Annotated in this window: 20 protein-coding genes and 2 pseudogenes; 8 read left to right on the forward strand and 14 right to left on the reverse strand. The window is 63.9% G+C overall.

Annotated elements, in window-relative coordinates; all coding sequences use genetic code 11:
* Window positions 1-102 precede the first annotated feature (102 nt).
* Window positions 103-747, reverse strand: a complete 645-nt coding sequence (locus tag AC4FWB_RS23580) for a TetR/AcrR family transcriptional regulator (RefSeq protein WP_491028636.1) — start codon at window positions 745-747, stop codon at window positions 103-105.
* 115 nt (window positions 748-862) lie between these two features.
* On the opposite strand from AC4FWB_RS23580, the gene AC4FWB_RS23585 reads away from it, so the two are divergent.
* The 4 genes from AC4FWB_RS23585 (at window position 863) to AC4FWB_RS23600 (ending at window position 3393) form a co-directional block, all read left to right on the forward strand.
* A complete protein-coding gene (locus AC4FWB_RS23585; protein WP_491028637.1) occupies window positions 863-1873 on the forward strand; it encodes a zinc-dependent alcohol dehydrogenase family protein in 1011 nt (336 codons plus the stop codon).
* 31 nt (window positions 1874-1904) lie between these two features.
* The gene (locus tag AC4FWB_RS23590; protein WP_491028638.1) at window positions 1905-2333 is read left to right on the forward strand and encodes an OsmC family protein; all 429 of its coding nucleotides are present in this window, start codon (window positions 1905-1907) and stop codon (window positions 2331-2333) included.
* A gap of 25 nt (window positions 2334-2358) precedes the next feature.
* Window positions 2359-2745: a nuclear transport factor 2 family protein gene (locus tag AC4FWB_RS23595; RefSeq protein ID WP_491028639.1), complete on the forward strand. Its 387-nt coding sequence runs from the start codon at window positions 2359-2361 to the stop codon at window positions 2743-2745.
* 210 nt (window positions 2746-2955) lie between these two features.
* Complete coding sequence (locus AC4FWB_RS23600; RefSeq protein ID WP_491028640.1) at window positions 2956-3393, forward strand: VOC family protein; 438 nt, start codon at window positions 2956-2958, stop codon at window positions 3391-3393.
* 47 nt (window positions 3394-3440) lie between these two features.
* Here the strand turns inward: AC4FWB_RS23600 and AC4FWB_RS23605 are convergent, their stop codons facing one another.
* The gene (locus AC4FWB_RS23605; RefSeq protein ID WP_491028641.1) at window positions 3441-3956 is read right to left on the reverse strand and encodes an OsmC family protein; all 516 of its coding nucleotides are present in this window, start codon (window positions 3954-3956) and stop codon (window positions 3441-3443) included.
* Between the two features lie 56 nt (window positions 3957-4012).
* Complete coding sequence (locus AC4FWB_RS23610) at window positions 4013-4438, reverse strand: GFA family protein (RefSeq protein WP_491028642.1); 426 nt, start codon at window positions 4436-4438, stop codon at window positions 4013-4015.
* 20 nt (window positions 4439-4458) lie between these two features.
* Here AC4FWB_RS23610 and AC4FWB_RS23615 point away from each other — a divergent pair, with 20 nt between their 5' ends.
* Window positions 4459-5652, forward strand: a complete 1194-nt coding sequence (locus tag AC4FWB_RS23615) for an AraC family transcriptional regulator (protein ID WP_491028643.1) — start codon at window positions 4459-4461, stop codon at window positions 5650-5652.
* Window positions 5653-5676: 24 nt separating this feature from the next.
* Here AC4FWB_RS23615 and AC4FWB_RS23620 read toward each other — a convergent pair whose 3' ends face one another.
* The 6 genes and pseudogenes from AC4FWB_RS23620 to AC4FWB_RS23645 form a co-directional block, all read right to left on the reverse strand.
* On the reverse strand, window positions 5677-6288 hold the full coding sequence (locus tag AC4FWB_RS23620; protein WP_491028644.1) for a LysE family translocator: 612 nt from the start codon (window positions 6286-6288) through the stop codon (window positions 5677-5679).
* Between the two features lie 265 nt (window positions 6289-6553).
* Window positions 6554-6889, reverse strand: a pseudogene (locus AC4FWB_RS23625) (YkgJ family cysteine cluster protein); the annotation flags it as partial.
* Between the two features lie 195 nt (window positions 6890-7084).
* Window positions 7085-7864, reverse strand: a complete 780-nt coding sequence (locus AC4FWB_RS23630; protein ID WP_491028645.1) for an SRPBCC domain-containing protein — start codon at window positions 7862-7864, stop codon at window positions 7085-7087.
* A complete protein-coding gene (locus tag AC4FWB_RS23635) occupies window positions 7864-8199 on the reverse strand; it encodes an ArsR/SmtB family transcription factor (protein ID WP_491028646.1) in 336 nt (111 codons plus the stop codon). Before AC4FWB_RS23635 ends, AC4FWB_RS23630 begins: the two co-directional genes overlap by 1 nt.
* Window positions 8200-8278: 79 nt before the next feature.
* Entirely contained in the window at window positions 8279-9034 is a 756-nt protein-coding gene (locus AC4FWB_RS23640) for an SDR family NAD(P)-dependent oxidoreductase (protein ID WP_491028647.1), read from the reverse strand.
* A gap of 121 nt (window positions 9035-9155) precedes the next feature.
* Window positions 9156-9236: pseudogene (locus AC4FWB_RS23645) on the reverse strand (glutathione S-transferase); the annotation flags it as partial.
* Between the two features lie 72 nt (window positions 9237-9308).
* Between AC4FWB_RS23645 and AC4FWB_RS23650 the strand changes: the two are divergent.
* Window positions 9309-9488, forward strand: a complete 180-nt coding sequence (locus AC4FWB_RS23650; protein ID WP_491028648.1) for a CsbD family protein — start codon at window positions 9309-9311, stop codon at window positions 9486-9488.
* 15 nt (window positions 9489-9503) lie between these two features.
* Here AC4FWB_RS23650 and AC4FWB_RS23655 read toward each other — a convergent pair whose 3' ends face one another.
* Together AC4FWB_RS23655 and AC4FWB_RS23660 are read right to left on the reverse strand one after the other, a co-directional pair.
* Window positions 9504-10652 carry a metallophosphoesterase gene (locus AC4FWB_RS23655; RefSeq protein ID WP_491028649.1) on the reverse strand — a complete coding sequence of 383 codons (1149 nt, stop codon included), beginning with the start codon at window positions 10650-10652 and terminating at the stop codon, window positions 9504-9506.
* Window positions 10653-10699: 47 nt separating this feature from the next.
* Entirely contained in the window at window positions 10700-11029 is a 330-nt protein-coding gene (locus tag AC4FWB_RS23660) for a hypothetical protein (protein ID WP_491028650.1), read from the reverse strand.
* Window positions 11030-11219: 190 nt separating this feature from the next.
* Between AC4FWB_RS23660 and AC4FWB_RS23665 the strand changes: the two genes are divergently transcribed.
* Entirely contained in the window at window positions 11220-11813 is a 594-nt protein-coding gene (locus AC4FWB_RS23665) for a hypothetical protein (RefSeq protein ID WP_491028651.1), read from the forward strand.
* 214 nt (window positions 11814-12027) lie between these two features.
* Here the strand turns inward: AC4FWB_RS23665 and AC4FWB_RS23670 are convergent, their stop codons facing one another.
* Window positions 12028-12582 carry an LmrA/YxaF family transcription factor gene (locus tag AC4FWB_RS23670; protein WP_491028758.1) on the reverse strand — a complete coding sequence of 185 codons (555 nt, stop codon included), beginning with the start codon at window positions 12580-12582 and terminating at the stop codon, window positions 12028-12030.
* Window positions 12583-12730: 148 nt separating this feature from the next.
* On the opposite strand from AC4FWB_RS23670, the gene AC4FWB_RS23675 reads away from it, so the two are divergent.
* The gene (locus tag AC4FWB_RS23675; RefSeq protein WP_491028652.1) at window positions 12731-13504 is read left to right on the forward strand and encodes an NIPSNAP family protein; all 774 of its coding nucleotides are present in this window, start codon (window positions 12731-12733) and stop codon (window positions 13502-13504) included.
* On the opposite strand, the gene AC4FWB_RS23680 is transcribed toward AC4FWB_RS23675, so the two are convergent.
* Complete coding sequence (locus AC4FWB_RS23680; protein WP_491028653.1) at window positions 13486-14337, reverse strand: alpha/beta fold hydrolase; 852 nt, start codon at window positions 14335-14337, stop codon at window positions 13486-13488. The genes AC4FWB_RS23675 and AC4FWB_RS23680 overlap by 19 nt on opposite strands.
* The gene (gene choX, locus AC4FWB_RS23685) at window positions 14334-15272 is read right to left on the reverse strand and encodes a choline ABC transporter substrate-binding protein (RefSeq protein WP_491028654.1); all 939 of its coding nucleotides are present in this window, start codon (window positions 15270-15272) and stop codon (window positions 14334-14336) included. Before choX ends, AC4FWB_RS23680 begins: the two co-directional genes overlap by 4 nt.
* Window positions 15273-15342 lie beyond the last annotated feature (70 nt).

Genomic DNA, 15342 nt, shown 5'->3' on the forward strand with positions numbered 1-15342 from the left:
GGTCCGGAACCTCGCCAAATACATCCAGAAACACCATGCCGACCTCCGATCATCCAGAGGTCCCTCAGAATCCATTTCGATAACCGCCGCAAGAGTCCAATTCTACTCATGTGCGATTCCCCTGCCCGCTTGGGGGGAGATTGGCAGTTCGCGCGCCGGCTGCGCTGTCTTGCCGGAACTCACCGCCGCCTCGACCAGCGCCACCACTTCGTCGGCCACGGCAGCGAGTGGCGTGCGGTCTCGGGTGGCGCGGGCGATCACCATCAGGCCTTCGAGCGAGGATTCGACGAGCAGCGCCAGCGCCTGCGCGCGCTTTTCCGGCACCCCTGCCCTGACGAAGGCCTGGCGCAGCAGGCCGATCCACTGCTCGAAGGCCACGCGGCAGATTTCGGCCAGATCCGGCACGTCGTTCGGTCCGTCCAGCACGACCGGCGCGATCGGGCAGCCGAGCGAGAATTCATTCTCCTCCAGCATGCGCGCCACCGACTGGTAGATGCGGCGGACGGCGACGGCCGGGTCGTTTTCCGCGGCAAGATCGGCGCCGAGCCGCTCGGTGACCTTCGCCACGCTGTCTCGCGTCACCTCGACGACCAGCTGGTCCTTGCCACCAGGAAAATGGAAATAGAGCGAGCCGCGGGGCGCGCCGCTGGCGCTCAAAATGTCGTTGAGCGAGGTGCCGTGATAGCCGCGCTGCCTGATGAGCAGCGCCGTCGCTTCAATCATGCGGGTGCGTGTGTCCGTCGCCACGTCAACCTCTCACCATGTCAACCTCTGTCAGGAGCGCGCATTATAGGCCTTGCCAATAATATGACAATCGGTCTACATAATATGTAAATCGGTCTACATATTTGGGAGGCAACAAATGCAAACCTATCGACTCGAGGAGCAAGGCGGCATCGAGAAGCTGGTGTTGCGGGAGGAGGACGTGCCGCAGCCCGGCCCGCATCAGATCGTGGTGCGGGTGCGCGCCGCCTCGCTCAACCGCCGCGACACGATGATCCTGAACGGCACCTATCCGCTGACGCCGCGCCCGGGAATCGTTCCGCTGAGCGACGGCGCCGGCGAAGTGGTGGCCATCGGTGACGGCGTCACCCGCTTTGCCGCCGGCGACCGCGTCACCGGCAGCTATTTCGCGCGCTGGGTCGACGGCCGCATTCATCCCGGCCTGGTCGACCAGCTCGGCTGCACGCTCGACGGCATGCTGTCGGAATACGCCTTGCTCGACGAGCAATGGGCGGTGCGGCTGCCCGATCATCTTTCATGGCAGGAGGCGGCGACCTTCACCTGCGCCGGGCTCACCGCCTGGAGCGCGTTGACGGGCGCGGAGATTCCGAAGCCCGGGCAATGGGTTCTGGTCATCGGCTCAGGCGGCGTTGCATTGTTTGCGCTGCAATTCGCCAAGATGCTCGGTTGCCGCGTCGCGGCCGTCACGTCTCGCGCCGAGAAGGCCGACCGGCTGCGGGCGCTCGGCGCCGACCTCGTCATCGCCACCGCCGAGACACCGGAATGGGGCATGAGGCTGCGCGAGGCGACCGGCGGCATCGACCTCGTCGTCGAGACCGGCGGCCCGGCGACCTTCGCGCAATCGCTGATCGCCAGCTCGCTTTACGGCCGCATCGTGCTGCTCACCGTGCAGGACCAGAAGGGCCAATCGGTCGAGATCCCGGGCTCCGTCTATCAGCGCAGTCTCGCCACCATCAGCCGTGTCTTCGTCGGCAGCCGCACGGGGCTGGAGGCGATGCTCACCGCCGTCGCCACGCATCGGCTGAAGCCGGTGATCGACCGGGTCTTCCCCTTTGCCGAGGTGCGCGACGCCTACCGTCATTTCCAGCGGGGCAACGTCTTCGGCAAGGTCGTCATCGACGGCGCCTGATCACTCACTCAACAAACGGGGAGAGACTGCAATGATAATCCGCGACGCTTCAGCCGAATGGCAGGGCACGCTCAAGGAAGGATCCGGCCGGCTGCGGTTGGGCAGCGGCGTGTTCGAGGGCGCCTATTCCTTTCCGTCCCGCTTCGAGAACGGCCCGGGCACCAATCCGGAGGAACTGATCGCGGCGGCGCACGCCGGCTGCTTCTCGATGGCGCTGAGCGCCATTCTCGGCCGCGAAGGTTTTACTCCCGCCCGCATCGGCACCGTCGCGAAAGTGCATCTCGGCGCCACCACGGCCGGGCCGACCATCACCCGCATCGAACTGGAGACGGAAGCGAGCGTCGCCGGGCTGGCCGTGGACGATTTCGAACGGCTGGCACAAGCCGCCAAGGCGACATGCCTCGTCTCGCGGGCGCTCACCGGCGTCGCCGCGATCACGCTCAAGGCGAGCCTCATTTGACCACTGAAGCGGAAGGAGAAAACCAATGACCCAGGAATTGATCATCGAAATCGCCACGGCCAAACGCTCAGCCGAAACGGCCGAGATCATGCGGCGCTACAATGACGTCTTCCAGCGTCACGACCCGTCGGCGCTGGACGAGCTGGTGGCGGATGACTGCGTGATCGAGAACACGACGCCGGCGCCGGACGGCGCTCGCCGCGCCGGCAAGGCCGCCTGCGTCGAGCTGTGGTCGGCGATCGCCACCGCACCCGGCACGCGCTTCGATATCGAGGAGACGTTCGTGGCCGGTGACCGGGCGACGATCCGCTGGCGCTTCTGGATGTCCGGCGGCAATTCTTTGCGCGGCGTCAACCTGATGCGCGTCGCGGACGGGCGGATCGTCGAGGCGATGGGCTATGTGAAGGGATAGGGCCTGGCCGGAAAGCCGCGCTCAACCCGGAATCCCCCGCCAAGGTTTGGCTCCCGGACAAAAGTCGTCCATTGTCAGACGAATGCACGTCGCCCGGAAGTGCGCAGCGGTTCTGGGGCAACGACATGCATCGAAACAAAGACTTAAAGCGCGTCGCCTGAAGCCGTTTCAAAGCGACGCGCTTTAGGCGACACCCTGGAGGTTGGACACATGGCGCTCAAACGGATGGACAACGTAGGAATCGTCGTCGACGACCTCGGAGCGACGATTGATTTCTTTCTTGAGCTCGGCCTTGAGCTCGAAGGGCAGGCCACCATCGAAGGAGAATGGGCCGGACGTGTCACTGGACTGGGCGATCAGCACGTCGAGATTGCCATGATGCGCACGCCAGACGGCCACGGCCGGCTCGAGCTCTCCCGCTTCCTCAGGCCGCCTACCGTCGCGGATCACCGCAACGCTCCAGTGAATGCTCTGGGCTACCTCCGCGTCATGTTCGCCGTCGACGATATCGACGACACGCTTGAAAGGCTCCGCAATCGCGGCGCTCAGCTCGTAGGCGAAGTGGTCCAGTATAAAGACGTGTATCGGCTCTGCTACATCCGCGGGCCTGAAGGGCTTCTCATCGGACTCGCCCAAGAACTCAGCTGAGCGCGATACGACGACAATGACGAAGCAAGCGTGTCTCACAACGGGGGTTAGCGCGCGACCCTGTTGAGCTTCACGAAGGTCTTGGGACTGCGCTGGATGGTCTGGAAGATCACGCAGTAGCGATCGGTGAGCTCCAGCAGTTCCGTCAGTCGTTTTTGCGGAGCGTCCGTCTCGATATCGAAGCGTAAGCGGATCTCCTTGAAGCCGACCGGCACGCCTTCGGTGACGCCCAGCGTGCCGCGAAGGTCGACATCGCCTTCGGCGGAGATTTCCGCCGACTTGATCGGGATCTCGAGGACGGCGGCAGCCGCCCGCATCGAGACGCCGGCGCAGGCGATCAGCGCCTCCAGCAGCATGTCGCCGGAACAAAGCTCTTGCCCGCTGCCGCCGGCCTTCGGATGGATGCCGGCCAGCGCAAGGCCTCGTCCGGTCTCGACCTTGCAGGTCACCCTGGAGTCGTCGGCGCTGCCCTTGGCCTTCAGCGTAAGAAGTGCCGCCCGCGCATCCTTGCGATAAAGATCCTTGATCGGCTCCTGCGTGGCGCGAAATGTCGCGATGTCCATGCGTATTCTCCTGTCGTGTAATGTGATTCCTGGAAGTTGTTTGTCATCGCCGGGGACTACTCCGGCAGGCTCACACCGGAGCCGCCGAGCTCGGCCGGAAAATCCTTCAGCTTCGGCAAGCCGTCCTTCATCGGCAGGACCGTCTCGGCGTAGTTGACATGGACCCTCGGCGTGAATTCCACCGTCGGTATGGTGGCCGCATAGACGTCGACCAGGCCAAGCGGCGGATGATCCGTCATCAGGTGACCGCCGCATTTGGTGCAGTACTGGCGGTCGCTCATCTTCGACTTCCTGAAGCCGGACAGGAATTCCGCGCCCTTGGTGACCTTGACGTTTTCGGGCTTCCACAGCGTGAAGGCGTTCACGGGAGACGCCGACCACGAACGACAGGAACCGCAGTGGCAATAGCCCATTGCCTCGGCGGTTCCGTGCACTTCGATTTCCACGGCGCCGCAAAAACACCCGCCCTTATGTACCGTCATGACTTACATCCTTATCTTCGTTGAGTTCGACTGCGCTTGAGCGTCCGATTTGGGACGAAGATCAGCACCGGTGGGGGTTTAAAGCTTCCGGCCATGAACGGAATGACGGCGCGTCCGCCTTACTTGACAGCGCGTCCGGAACTCGGAAGGGATGGCGCGCCGGGTTGCCGCGCAACTCACGGGGCTTGGGTATAATGGCCGGGGACGCTCTGTCTGACCTGTTGAAAACGGTGCGCCTTACCGGCGCGACGTTCTTCGACATCGCTGCCCAGGATCCCTGGGCGGTCTGCTCGCCCGCCCCCGCTTCGATACTGCCAAGGATACTGCCGGGCGCGGATCACCTGATTTCCTACCACGTGCTCACGGCCGGCCGCTGCTTCGCCCGCATCATCGGCCAAGACGCGATCGTCATGGAGGCCGGCGAGGTCGTGGTCTTCACCAAGAGCGATCCGCATATCATGTCGAGCACGCCCGACCTGGGGGCCGATCCGCCGACCGCGGATGTCCTGGAGATCGCGGCCGCCAGTCAAATCCCGTTCCCCATCAACTACGTCAAGGACGGAGCGATGTCGGCCCGGCTGGTATGCGGCTATCTCGCCTGCGATGCCCTGCCCTTCAATCCGCTGCTCGAAGCGCTGCCGCCGGTCATCAAGGCCGGAGACGTGAAAGGCGACGGCGGCTGGCTCGGCCAGTTCATCAAGCTGGCCGTGTCGGAGGTGGCGGAGAAGCGGGCGGGTAGCGAGACGGTGCTCACCAAACTCAGCGAATTGATGTTCGTCGACGTCCTGCGCCGCTATGTGGAATCGCTGCCGCCGCAACAGACCGGCTGGCTAGCGGGCCTGCGCGATCCGCATCTGAGCAAGGCGCTGGCGCTGATCCACGATCGGCCGGCTCACGGTTGGACCCTGGAAGCGCTGGCGAAAGAATCCGCGCTGTCGCGCACCGTGCTTGCCGAGCGCTTCACCAGGCTCGTCGGCATGCCGCCGATGCACTATCTCGCCAAATGGCGGATGCAGATTGCTTCGGAGTTGCTCAGCGCCGGCAACAGCAACGTTGCGAACATCGCGGCGGAAATCGGCTACGAATCCGAAGCGGCATTCAGCCGTGCCTTCAAGAAGATGATCGGCGTGCCGCCTTCGGCCTGGCGTCTTGGCATTCGGGCTGCATCCGGTTCCGGAAGCGAGGCTTCCGAAACCGAAGGCGGGCCGGCCTAACGAACCGATCGAGGTTGCGGCGAGCTAGCGATCCGCCAGCGCCAGCTTAGCGCCGAGCATGACGAAGGCGCCGGCGAAGGTGCGGCGCATCCAGGTCAACACCATCGGCCGCGACACGATGTGGCTGCGCACCGAGGCCGCGAACACGCCGTAGACCGCGAAGACGACGAAGGTCATCAGCATGAAGACGCCGGAGAGCTCCAGCATCTTGCCAAACGCGTGCGGCTCGCCGGTGCTGACGAATTGCGGCAGGAAGGCAAAGAAGAAGATCGACAGTTTTGGGTTGAGGATGTTGATCAGGATGCCGGAGGTGATGATCCTGGCGGCCGAGCGCGGCGCGGCATTTTCATCGACACTCAACCCGCCCTTCTCCTTCAACGTGTTCCAGGCCATGTAGAGCAGATAGGCGACGCCGAGATACTTCAGCGTCTCGAAGGCAACCGCGCTGGTGTGCAGGATGGCGGCAAGGCCTGTGATGGCGGCGGCCATGTGCGGGATGATGCCCAGCGTGCAGGCGAAAGCGGCGATGATCGAGGCGCGCGCGCCGCGCGAGAGGCCGGCGCTCAGCGTGTAGAGAACGCCGGTGCCCGGCGAAGCGACGATAATCAGCGACGTCAACAGGAATTCGATGCTCACGGTTTCCTCCACGGCCCTGCCCGCGCGGCAACGTACCGGGAGGTGTGAGAGTGGGCAAGCGGTGGAGAAAGTGATCTCCCCCCTTGTGGGGGAGATGGCCGGCAGGCCAGAGGGGGGCGCGAAGGAATGCGGCCTCTCAGTCTGTCCGATCTTTAGAAACGAGATAGCGTCCCGAAGTGAAAATCGACAGAGACGCCGGCGGGACAGCGCCCCCCTCTGCCCTGCCGGGCATCTCCCCCACAAGGGGGGAGATTACGCTCTCCACTGCCAGCCCATACATCTCCCTTGCCATCAGGCAGTCGTCGCCGCCGGGCATGCAGGCGCGGCAGACATGCGGGCGGATATCGTAGATTGCGCAGGCCGTCCCCTTGCCCACCTCGCCGCGAAGTGCCGAGCAACGGCCGCCCTCGCAGCGCATGCCGGACTGATCGGCGGCGACGAGTTCTTCCGGGATGCGGTCGAGCTCCGCATCCTCCTCGGTCGAGAAGCGCGGCCAGTCCGCCGAATAGGCGCAGCAGGCGCCGCAGCTCTGGCAGTCGAAGGCGGCCAATGCGTCGGTCAGGATCAGGAAGGATCGGTCGTGCGGCAAGGCGGTCCTCATGCTGGCAGCGGCTCTAGCACAGAGCCGGCGAAAGCGCCCGTCCCGGCCGAACAAGATTTTTTTATTTTGCCGGGAACCTTTTCGCTGGCTACGGGTTTCTTCTTGTCGTCAGCAGTTCAAGAGCAATCGAGAAAGGTTGACGGCAAAAGCGCCTCCCGCGCCGTAAAAAGCGCGAGAGGCGTTTTTCATTGGGCCTCACATGATCGTGCTCAACATCGGCAGGATTTCATAGCGGAAGCCGCGGCCCGAACGCGCCACCGGATCGCCGTCGGTCACGGCCCTGGCCTCGGCCTCGCTACCAACGCGCAGGATCAGAAGCCCCCAAGGCCCGGCGGGATCGGCGACGGGACCCGCCAGCATCATCGTGCCATCGTGAAGCAGGCCACGCAGATAGTCGGCATGCGCATTCATCAGCGCCCGCTCCTCTTCCGTCAGGGTGAAGGCGAAATCCGGCCGCGGCGGGATCAACCGGCAATGGAAAACGGTCGGCGCCTTGCTGCCGGCCTCCTTGGCGAGGAAGTCGTCGAGCCAGCCAAGCACGCGCTCCCAGCCGGAAACATGGTCGCGGCAGGAGTCGCTGCGCGCGCCGAAGCCGTCATGGCGCAGCGTCAGCCGCGTGCCGTTCTCCACCGCTTCCAGCGTATAGGTAACCGTGGTGACATGATCGCCGTCCCACGGCGCTATCCAGGTCATCACCAGGCGATGCGGCGGCTCGACCTCGAGATACTCGCCGCCGACATGGAAGTCGCTGCCGTCGGCGCCCTTGCCTTCCGGGCGGCAGGCGCCGCCAGGCCGGACATCGGCCGTGTGCCTTGTCGTCCGGTACATGTTGTCCGCGCCCCACCAGAGCGGGATCTGGTCCCCGGCGGTGATGGCGTGGAAGACGCGCTGCGGCGGCACGGCGATCGTCACCGTGGCAAGGATGGTGCCGGCCGAAACGTCGGCGATGGCACGCGGTTTGTCATTGCTGGCCATTAGTTATCCTCCGGATTGGCGTTCTCCAGATAGGATTTCAGATTACCGAGGCTTTGCTGCCAGAAGTCGCGGTAAGGCAGGATCCAGTCCGCGACGCCCTTCAATTCGGCCGGCTCCAGCCGGTAGACGCGCTCGCGGCCCTGGCGCTGCTCGGAGACGACATTGAGCTCGCGAAGGATCCTCAGATGCTTGGAAATCGCCGGACGGCTCTGCGAGAAGGCCGAGGCCAGCTCGTTGACCGGCGCCGGCCCTTGCCGCAGCCGGTCGAGGATGGCGCGCCGCGTCGGATCGGCGATGGCGCGAAAGACGGAACAGTCGGGATCAGCCTGCGGCATAATATGTATCCATCTGGTTACGTATTATGCCGAAATGCGGTACCGGTCAATTCTCATCGACCGGGTTCGCTGGTGTGGCTCAGCGCTCCTGGTCGGTCGGGCGGATGAGGATCTCGTTGATGTTGACGCGCGGCGGCTGGCTGACGGCGTAGAGGATGGCGTTGGCGATATCCTCGGCGGTCAGCGCTTCCATGGTGGCGAGGCGGTGTTCGAGCCCGGCCTTGAATTCCTGGTTGGTGATGTGGTCGCCGAGTTCGGTCCGCACCAGGCCGGGCTCGATGACGGTGACGCGCACCTTGTCAGCATAGACCTCGCGGCGCAGCGACTCCGAGAAGGCGACGACGCCGAACTTGGTCGCCGCGTAGCCGCTGGCGCCGGGATTGGCGACGCGGCCGGCCACCGAGGAGACGTTGACGATGTGGCCCTGGGAAGCCTTGAGATGCGGCAGCGCCGCCTTGGTGGTTCCCATCAGGCCAACCAGGTTGAGCTCGATCATGCGCCGCCAGTCGTCGAGGTCGGCTTCGGCCGCGGGCGCAAGCAGCATGACGCCGGCATTGTTGACGAGGATGTCGAGCCGGTCCCATTCGGAAACGACCTTGTCGACCATGGCGGTGATGTCGCTGCCCTTGGCGATGTCGGCTTCGATGGCGAGTGATGTGCCGCCGGCTTTTTCGATGCGGCTGGCGAGCGTCGCGAGGCGATCGATGCGGCGGGCGGCGACGGCCACCTTAGCTCCGGCGGCGGCAAGCGCGGCCGCGGTCGCCTCGCCGATGCCGGACGAGGCGCCGGTGACGAGCGCGACCTTGCCGGCGAGTAGGGAATTAGCCGATGTCATGAGGAAATCTCCAGGAACCCGGCCCGCAGCCTCACATAGGCCGCGCGAGGCATTCTGGAAGCCCCGCCATCAGAGCAGTTGGCGCAATTCCGGACCGCCTCACACTTTTCCCGGAATTGCTTCAATCCTGTTCGTGCGGCCATGGTTCCTTGGCGGCTTCGGCGTACCAGTGCCGCATCGCCGGGGTCGCCAGCACCGCATCGCCATGGCCGCACGGAACCCGGAAGCCCACCTGCCCGTTTCTCTGGCGATTGAATCTCCGGGAGATGCGGAGATGGTGAACATTGACCAGATTGCTGGCCTGGCCAGGCAGATCAAGGGCTCGGTCCTGCAAGCCGTGGGCAAGGCCACGGGAAACCGCCGGATGCAAATCAGCGGCATGGCGGAGAAGGCCGCGGGCAAGGTGCAGAAGGCCTGTGGCGACATGAAGGCCACCATCAAAAAGGTTATGTGAATCAGACCTTCGCGGTCATGTCTCAAAAGCCTTGGTGAAAGCGTTGGTGAAGACGACCTCGCCATGGTCGCCGGTCGCCTCGCCCAGCACGACATCGAGGTTGTCATCGGTCACCCGCGCCAGCGCGAAGCCGCCGATATAGGCGGCCTTCGGCTTGATGAGGTCGAGCCCGTCGCGTTGGTAGATCATCGGCACTTCGTGCTGGTGGCCATGGAAGATCGCGATCACATTGTAGCCCTTCAGCGCGGCGACCAGCGCCTGGCGGTCGGCTTCGCTCCACCAATGCGGCCGGCCGGCGCCTTCGTCGTCATAGGCGCGTTTTGCCGGGTCCCAGCGCTCGATCGAGAAGGTATCCCAGCCATAATGCTGGAACAGGATCACCGGGCGGCCGTCGGCGGCATAAGTGGCCAGGTCCTGCTTCAGCCAAGGCAGGCCGCTTATCGCGCCATGGCCGGTGTCGCCGGCGAAGCGGTGCGTCTGGACAAGATGCAGGCCGCCCCAGTCCCAGGAATAGCAGTCGGTATCGACATCGTAGTCGGTCGCCGGCACCGGCGGCTTGAAGAACACGCCGGGGCGATGATTGACCTCGACATAGTCGCGCAGTTCGCGGCGATACCAGTCGACATGCGGCGGCGAGCCGTTCTGGTCGAGATCGTGATTGCCGAGCCCGACATAGACGGGAATGTGAATGCGGTCCGGCCCGACGCCCTGCTGATAACGCTGGCTGAATTGCAGAAGCTGCGTGCCTTCGCTGGGCTCTGTGACCTGGCCGCCACCATCGTCGGTGATATCGCCGCCGGTGACGAGGCCAAGCGGCGTGTCGATGCGCGTGCCGGCCGAATGCAGGCCGGTGGCGACACCGTTGATCTCGACCGGCCATTCCTTGTCCGAAATCCCGTTCAAGGCCGCCACATTGCGCAGCAAGGCTGCATCGGTCTTGCCTTCCTGTTCGCAATGGGGGCTCAGCTTGCGTGCCATGCGGCAGGCATGGATGTCAGCGATGAACAGGAAGGTGGCGTCGATCGGCTGGATACGCCGGCCGGTCTGGGCGAAAGCGGCGCGCGGCAAAGTGCAGGCCGCGGCGAGGCCTCCCATCCGCTTGAGGAAAGCGCGGCGAGAAACAGATGCTGGCGATCGGCGATTCATCGTCGCGCGATTGAACATCGCCGATTAGGCTTCGTCCAGTTTGTCGCCCCGCCGGAAAAATTCCGTCAGTCTGAATTTTCCTCGAGCTTTCTCAAGAACCACCTGGTTGCGATCACTGTCCCGAACCCCACTGCGGCTATGACGGCTGCGAGTGGCGTCATGCCGATCGTCAGGTAGGCGAATGCGCCAATCGTAGAGCTGATGGATTTCACCCAGTTGGGTAATGATTGGCCTATGTTATTTTCGAGGATGATCCCACCGCCGTACAAAACGCCAGTTTGAAAGACAAACAGCCAGAATAGAGCTGCAAAGAATCCAAACTTTCTCGCACAAAATAGTCGCTCAAGACCATACGGGATGGCGACTGCTGCAAAGGATAAGGTCAGAAAAATCATCTGAACGAATTAGCATGGGGCGATGAAACGTCCTACCATGGACGATTGGATTTTCTTCATCGATTTATGCTGCTTTTTGCGCTTTTTTGAGTTCAGAGAGCCTTTCCGGAGAAATCAAAACTGAACCGCTCCAGGTCGACAGCGCTGCCCCGGTCTGGCATTGCTTGCAGATGCATCCGGGGAGGACGCGATGAAAGCCACGACGATCAGCATGACGCTCGCCACGCTGGCACTTGCCGGCCCGGCGCACGCCGCAGACTGTGTCGACGCCAAGTCCGCCAAGGCCGGTTTCGTGCTGGAGAAGCCCGGTATCCGCAGCGAGTTCCGGCCGGCGCCCGGCGGCATGGTCGCGGTCGCCAACAACTACCAGTCGCAAACACCGCAGACGCAGTATCTATACGCCGGGCTGATCGAGGTCTTTCGCGACAGCGATACCGGCCGGCTGTCGATGATCCCGCTCGGTGACATCAAGAAGCTGTTCCCGCTGAAGGCCGGCGCCAAGAGCAAGACCGAATTCGTGCGGCTGTCGACCAAGAAAGCGCCGAAGGGCACCGAAACGCTGGCGCTCGCCGTCAAAGGCAAGGAGACCTACAAGCTCGGCGACTGCAAATACAACGTGCTGGCGGTGAGCGAGACGCTTACCGGCGAGTCCGGCGCGGTGATCGACACTTTCATCGCGCTGTATTCGCCGGATCTACAGGCGGTGCTGGCACGGCGGTATGATGAGGGGACGAGCGCGCAGAGCGAGGTGGGGTTCGAGACGATCAAGCCGTTGAGGGAGTGAGGCTGCTGTGAGCGAAGACGGAGACGCTGGCGGGACAGCGCCCCCCTCTGTCCTGCCGGACATCTCCCCCACTTGGGGGAGATTGGCAGCTTCGCCGAAGGCGACGATCCCGCAACGTTGGTGATTGGCGAAAGCCAGCGCGACATCTGATCTCCCCCCTTGTGGGGGAGATGTCCGGCAGGACAGAGGGGGGCGCGAAGGAATGAGGCGTTTGCTAGAGCCTCTCCAACCCCTTCAAGCACTCCCGCAACACGCCAGCATCCTGGGCCGTCTTGGCCATCGACATAGCGCCGGAATAGGCCGCCACCGCGAGCGCCGCGAAGCGGTCGGGATCTGTGCCGCCCTCCCCGCCGGCTTCCTGATCGTCCCGCACCTTGTCGGCGATTGCCTGCCGCCAGCCGGCGAAGATGCTGGCCAGCGCCGCACGGAATTCGTCGTCTGCCAACGACAACTCATGCGCTAAATTGTTGAGGGGGCAGCCGCGCACATAGCCCTGCTGCTCCAGTTCCACCGCCACCGCCTCGAACACGGCGCGAACGCCCTCGCGCGCCGAAGGCGCCGCCCGCACCGGGGTTATCCAGGTTTCCTCTACAGCTGCCGCCACGCGCTCCTCGATCACCGCCAGCGCCAGCGCCTTCTTGGTCGGGAAATGGTGATGCAGCGCGCCGCCGGTGACGCCGGCGGCCGCCATCAAATCGCCGAGGCTCGAAGCGTGATAGCCGCGCGACTGGAAGGAGTCCTCCGCCACGTCGAGCACACGGCGGCGCATGCCTTCCGGATCGTTGGTGCGCTTTTTGCGCCGCGATCGCGGCGGCGCTGCAATCTCTCCTGACATTCCGTGACGATATCAGATTGACAAAACAGGACAACCGGTTTGTTTTTACAAACAGGACACTTACCCTGTTTTGGAGCCAATGATGCAACTTGCTCGAAACGAAACCTCCCTCCGCCTTGCCTCGCCTGTCGTGGAACTCCGGCAATACACGCTGAAGCCCGGCCAGCGCGAAACGCTGATCGCGCTGTTCGACCGGGAGTTCGTCGAGACGCAGGAGGCGACCGGCATGACCGTCATCGGCCAGTTTCGCGACCTCGACCGCCCCGACATGTTCGTCTGGCTGCGTGGCTTCGCGGACATGGAATCCAGAAAGGACGCGCTGACCGCCTTCTATGACGGGCCGGTCTGGGCCAAGCATCGCGACGCCGCCAATGCGACGATGATCGATTCCGACGACGTGCTGCTTCTGAAGCCCGCCTGGCCGAGCGCGGGCTTCGACCTGTCGGGGCCGCATCGGCCGACTGTGGCCGAAGCCGAAAAGCCAATTCAGGACAGCCGCCTAGGCGGTATTGTTGAGATAGCGATTCACCATTTGCGACCAGGAACGGAGGCTGGCTTTGCCGAGCGCTTCCGGGCCGAGGCGGTTCCGCAGCTCGCGGCAAACGACGCACGCCTGCTCGGCGCCTTCGTCAGCGAGCATGCCGAAAACACCTTTCTGCGGTTGCCTGTGCGCGCCGGCGAGAACGTCTTCATCGCCGTCACCGGCTTCCACGACGAAACCGCCCATGCCCATTACAGCGCCGCCCTCGCTGCTTGGCGCGAAACCACGCAGGCCGATCGCACAAAGCCGGCCGCGACATTGCGCCTGACGCCTACGGTCCGATCGCGGTTGAATAATCACGGTTCCGCGCTCTGAAACGTCCTGGCGATCGCCTCGGCGACAAAAACCGGATCCTCCCAGTGCGGGTTGTGACCGCAGTCCTGCGCCCACGCCAGACGTGAGCCGGCCAGCGCCTGAGCCAGGGCCTGCTGGTGCGCCGCGCCGAAAAGCGGATCGCGCCCGCCGGCAATGATCAGCGTCTTGGCCCGTACGGCCTTGGCCGCGGCGGTCAGATCAGTCCGCCGGATTTCTTCGAGAATGGCGCGCCAGCGCACCGCCGGTATCGCCGAAGCGTCGTCCGCCAGGCCGGAAAGAAAAGCCAGCGGCACGCCCGGTCCGCAGGCATGCCACCAGTTGTAGAAGGGATCGGCGGGTGAAATCGGGTCGCGCAGCGCCACCACGCCGGCCACCAGCGGATGGTCCGGCGGAAAATCGGGTTTCAGCGTGCCGGCGACGACAACCAGCCCGCCGATCAATTCCGGATGACGCGCGGCCAGTGCGATCGACACCATGGCGCCAAGCGAATGGCCGACGACAACCGGCCGATCCAGCCGCAGGCCGCGGATCAATCCGGCAATGTCCCCGGCGAAATCGGCGACAGTGCAGCCCTCACCCGCCGGCGATGCGCCATGGCCGCGCAGGTCCGGCATGATCAGCCGCGGACCGGCGAGACGCGGCGCCAGCAGCGAAAAGCTACGGCTGGTGTCGGTGAATCCGTGCACCATGACGAGCGGCGGTTCCGACCCGGCGACCTCGATATAGGCGAGGTCAAGACCGCCGACATCGGCGAACCGCTTGCGGCCAGCCCACGCGTCCTGTTCGGCCGCCTGAGCATCCTGCTCCGCCAGGTCCAAAGCCGCCGACGTCACAGCCCGAGCTTCTCCTTGACCGCGGCAAGGCCGGGCTTGCCGTCAAAGGTGGTGACGCCGGCAAGCCAGGCGTCGAGCCGGTCCTTATTCAGCGTGATCGACTTCAGGGCGCCTTCCTCCGGCTTCATGCCGTCATTGATGAGGTAGCCCATGCCGACATTCTCCATGTCGATGTCGAAGGCGAGGTTCTTGAGGAACTGCGCGACGTTGGGGCATTCCTGCAGAAAACCTTTGCGCACCTGCGTCGTCACTGTGGCGGCGCCGAAATTCGGGCCGAAGAACTTGTCGCCGCCGGTCAGGTACTTGAACTCGTACATCGTGTTCATGGGATGCGGCGCCCAGCCCTGGAAGACGATGAACTGCTTCTCCTTGATCTCGTAGCCGACCTCCGAAAGCATGCCGGCTTCGCTCGACTCGACCACTTGCCAGCCGTCGAGGCCGAACTTGGGATCGGCGATGGCGTCCATCATCAGCTGGTTGGATCCGGGCTCGATGCCGTACATCTTCTTGCCGAACCTGTCGGCGAACTTATGCAGGTCGGAGAGGTCCTTGACACCGACCTCCCAAACATAGGTCGGCACGGCGAAGGTGTATTTGGCGCCGACCAGATTGACACGCACATTCTCGATCGAGCCGTCCTTCTTGTAGGGCTCATAGTAGGTGACCATCGCCGGGTCCCAGTAGCCGAGGAACAGGTCAAGATCCTTGTTCTTCATGCCTTCGTAGATGACGTTGATGCCGAGCACCTCGCTCTGCGGCTCGTAGCCCAGCGCTTGGAGTAGCACCTTGGCCACGCCCGTGGTGAAGGCGAGATCGTTCCAGCCGGGCTCCGCCATGCGGACCGCCCTACACTGACCCGCCTCGGCCGCATAAGCCGTTTGAGCGGTCAGCATCAGGGCAGCGAGACAAACGCCTTTCGCAAGCATACGCAACATTCCAGTCCTCCTCATATTGACCATTTGGTTATGTTATTGTCCCATTGGTCAATTGTTGATCTGAGCGGAC

The organism is Mesorhizobium sp. LEGMi-168a (assembly GCF_058312955.1).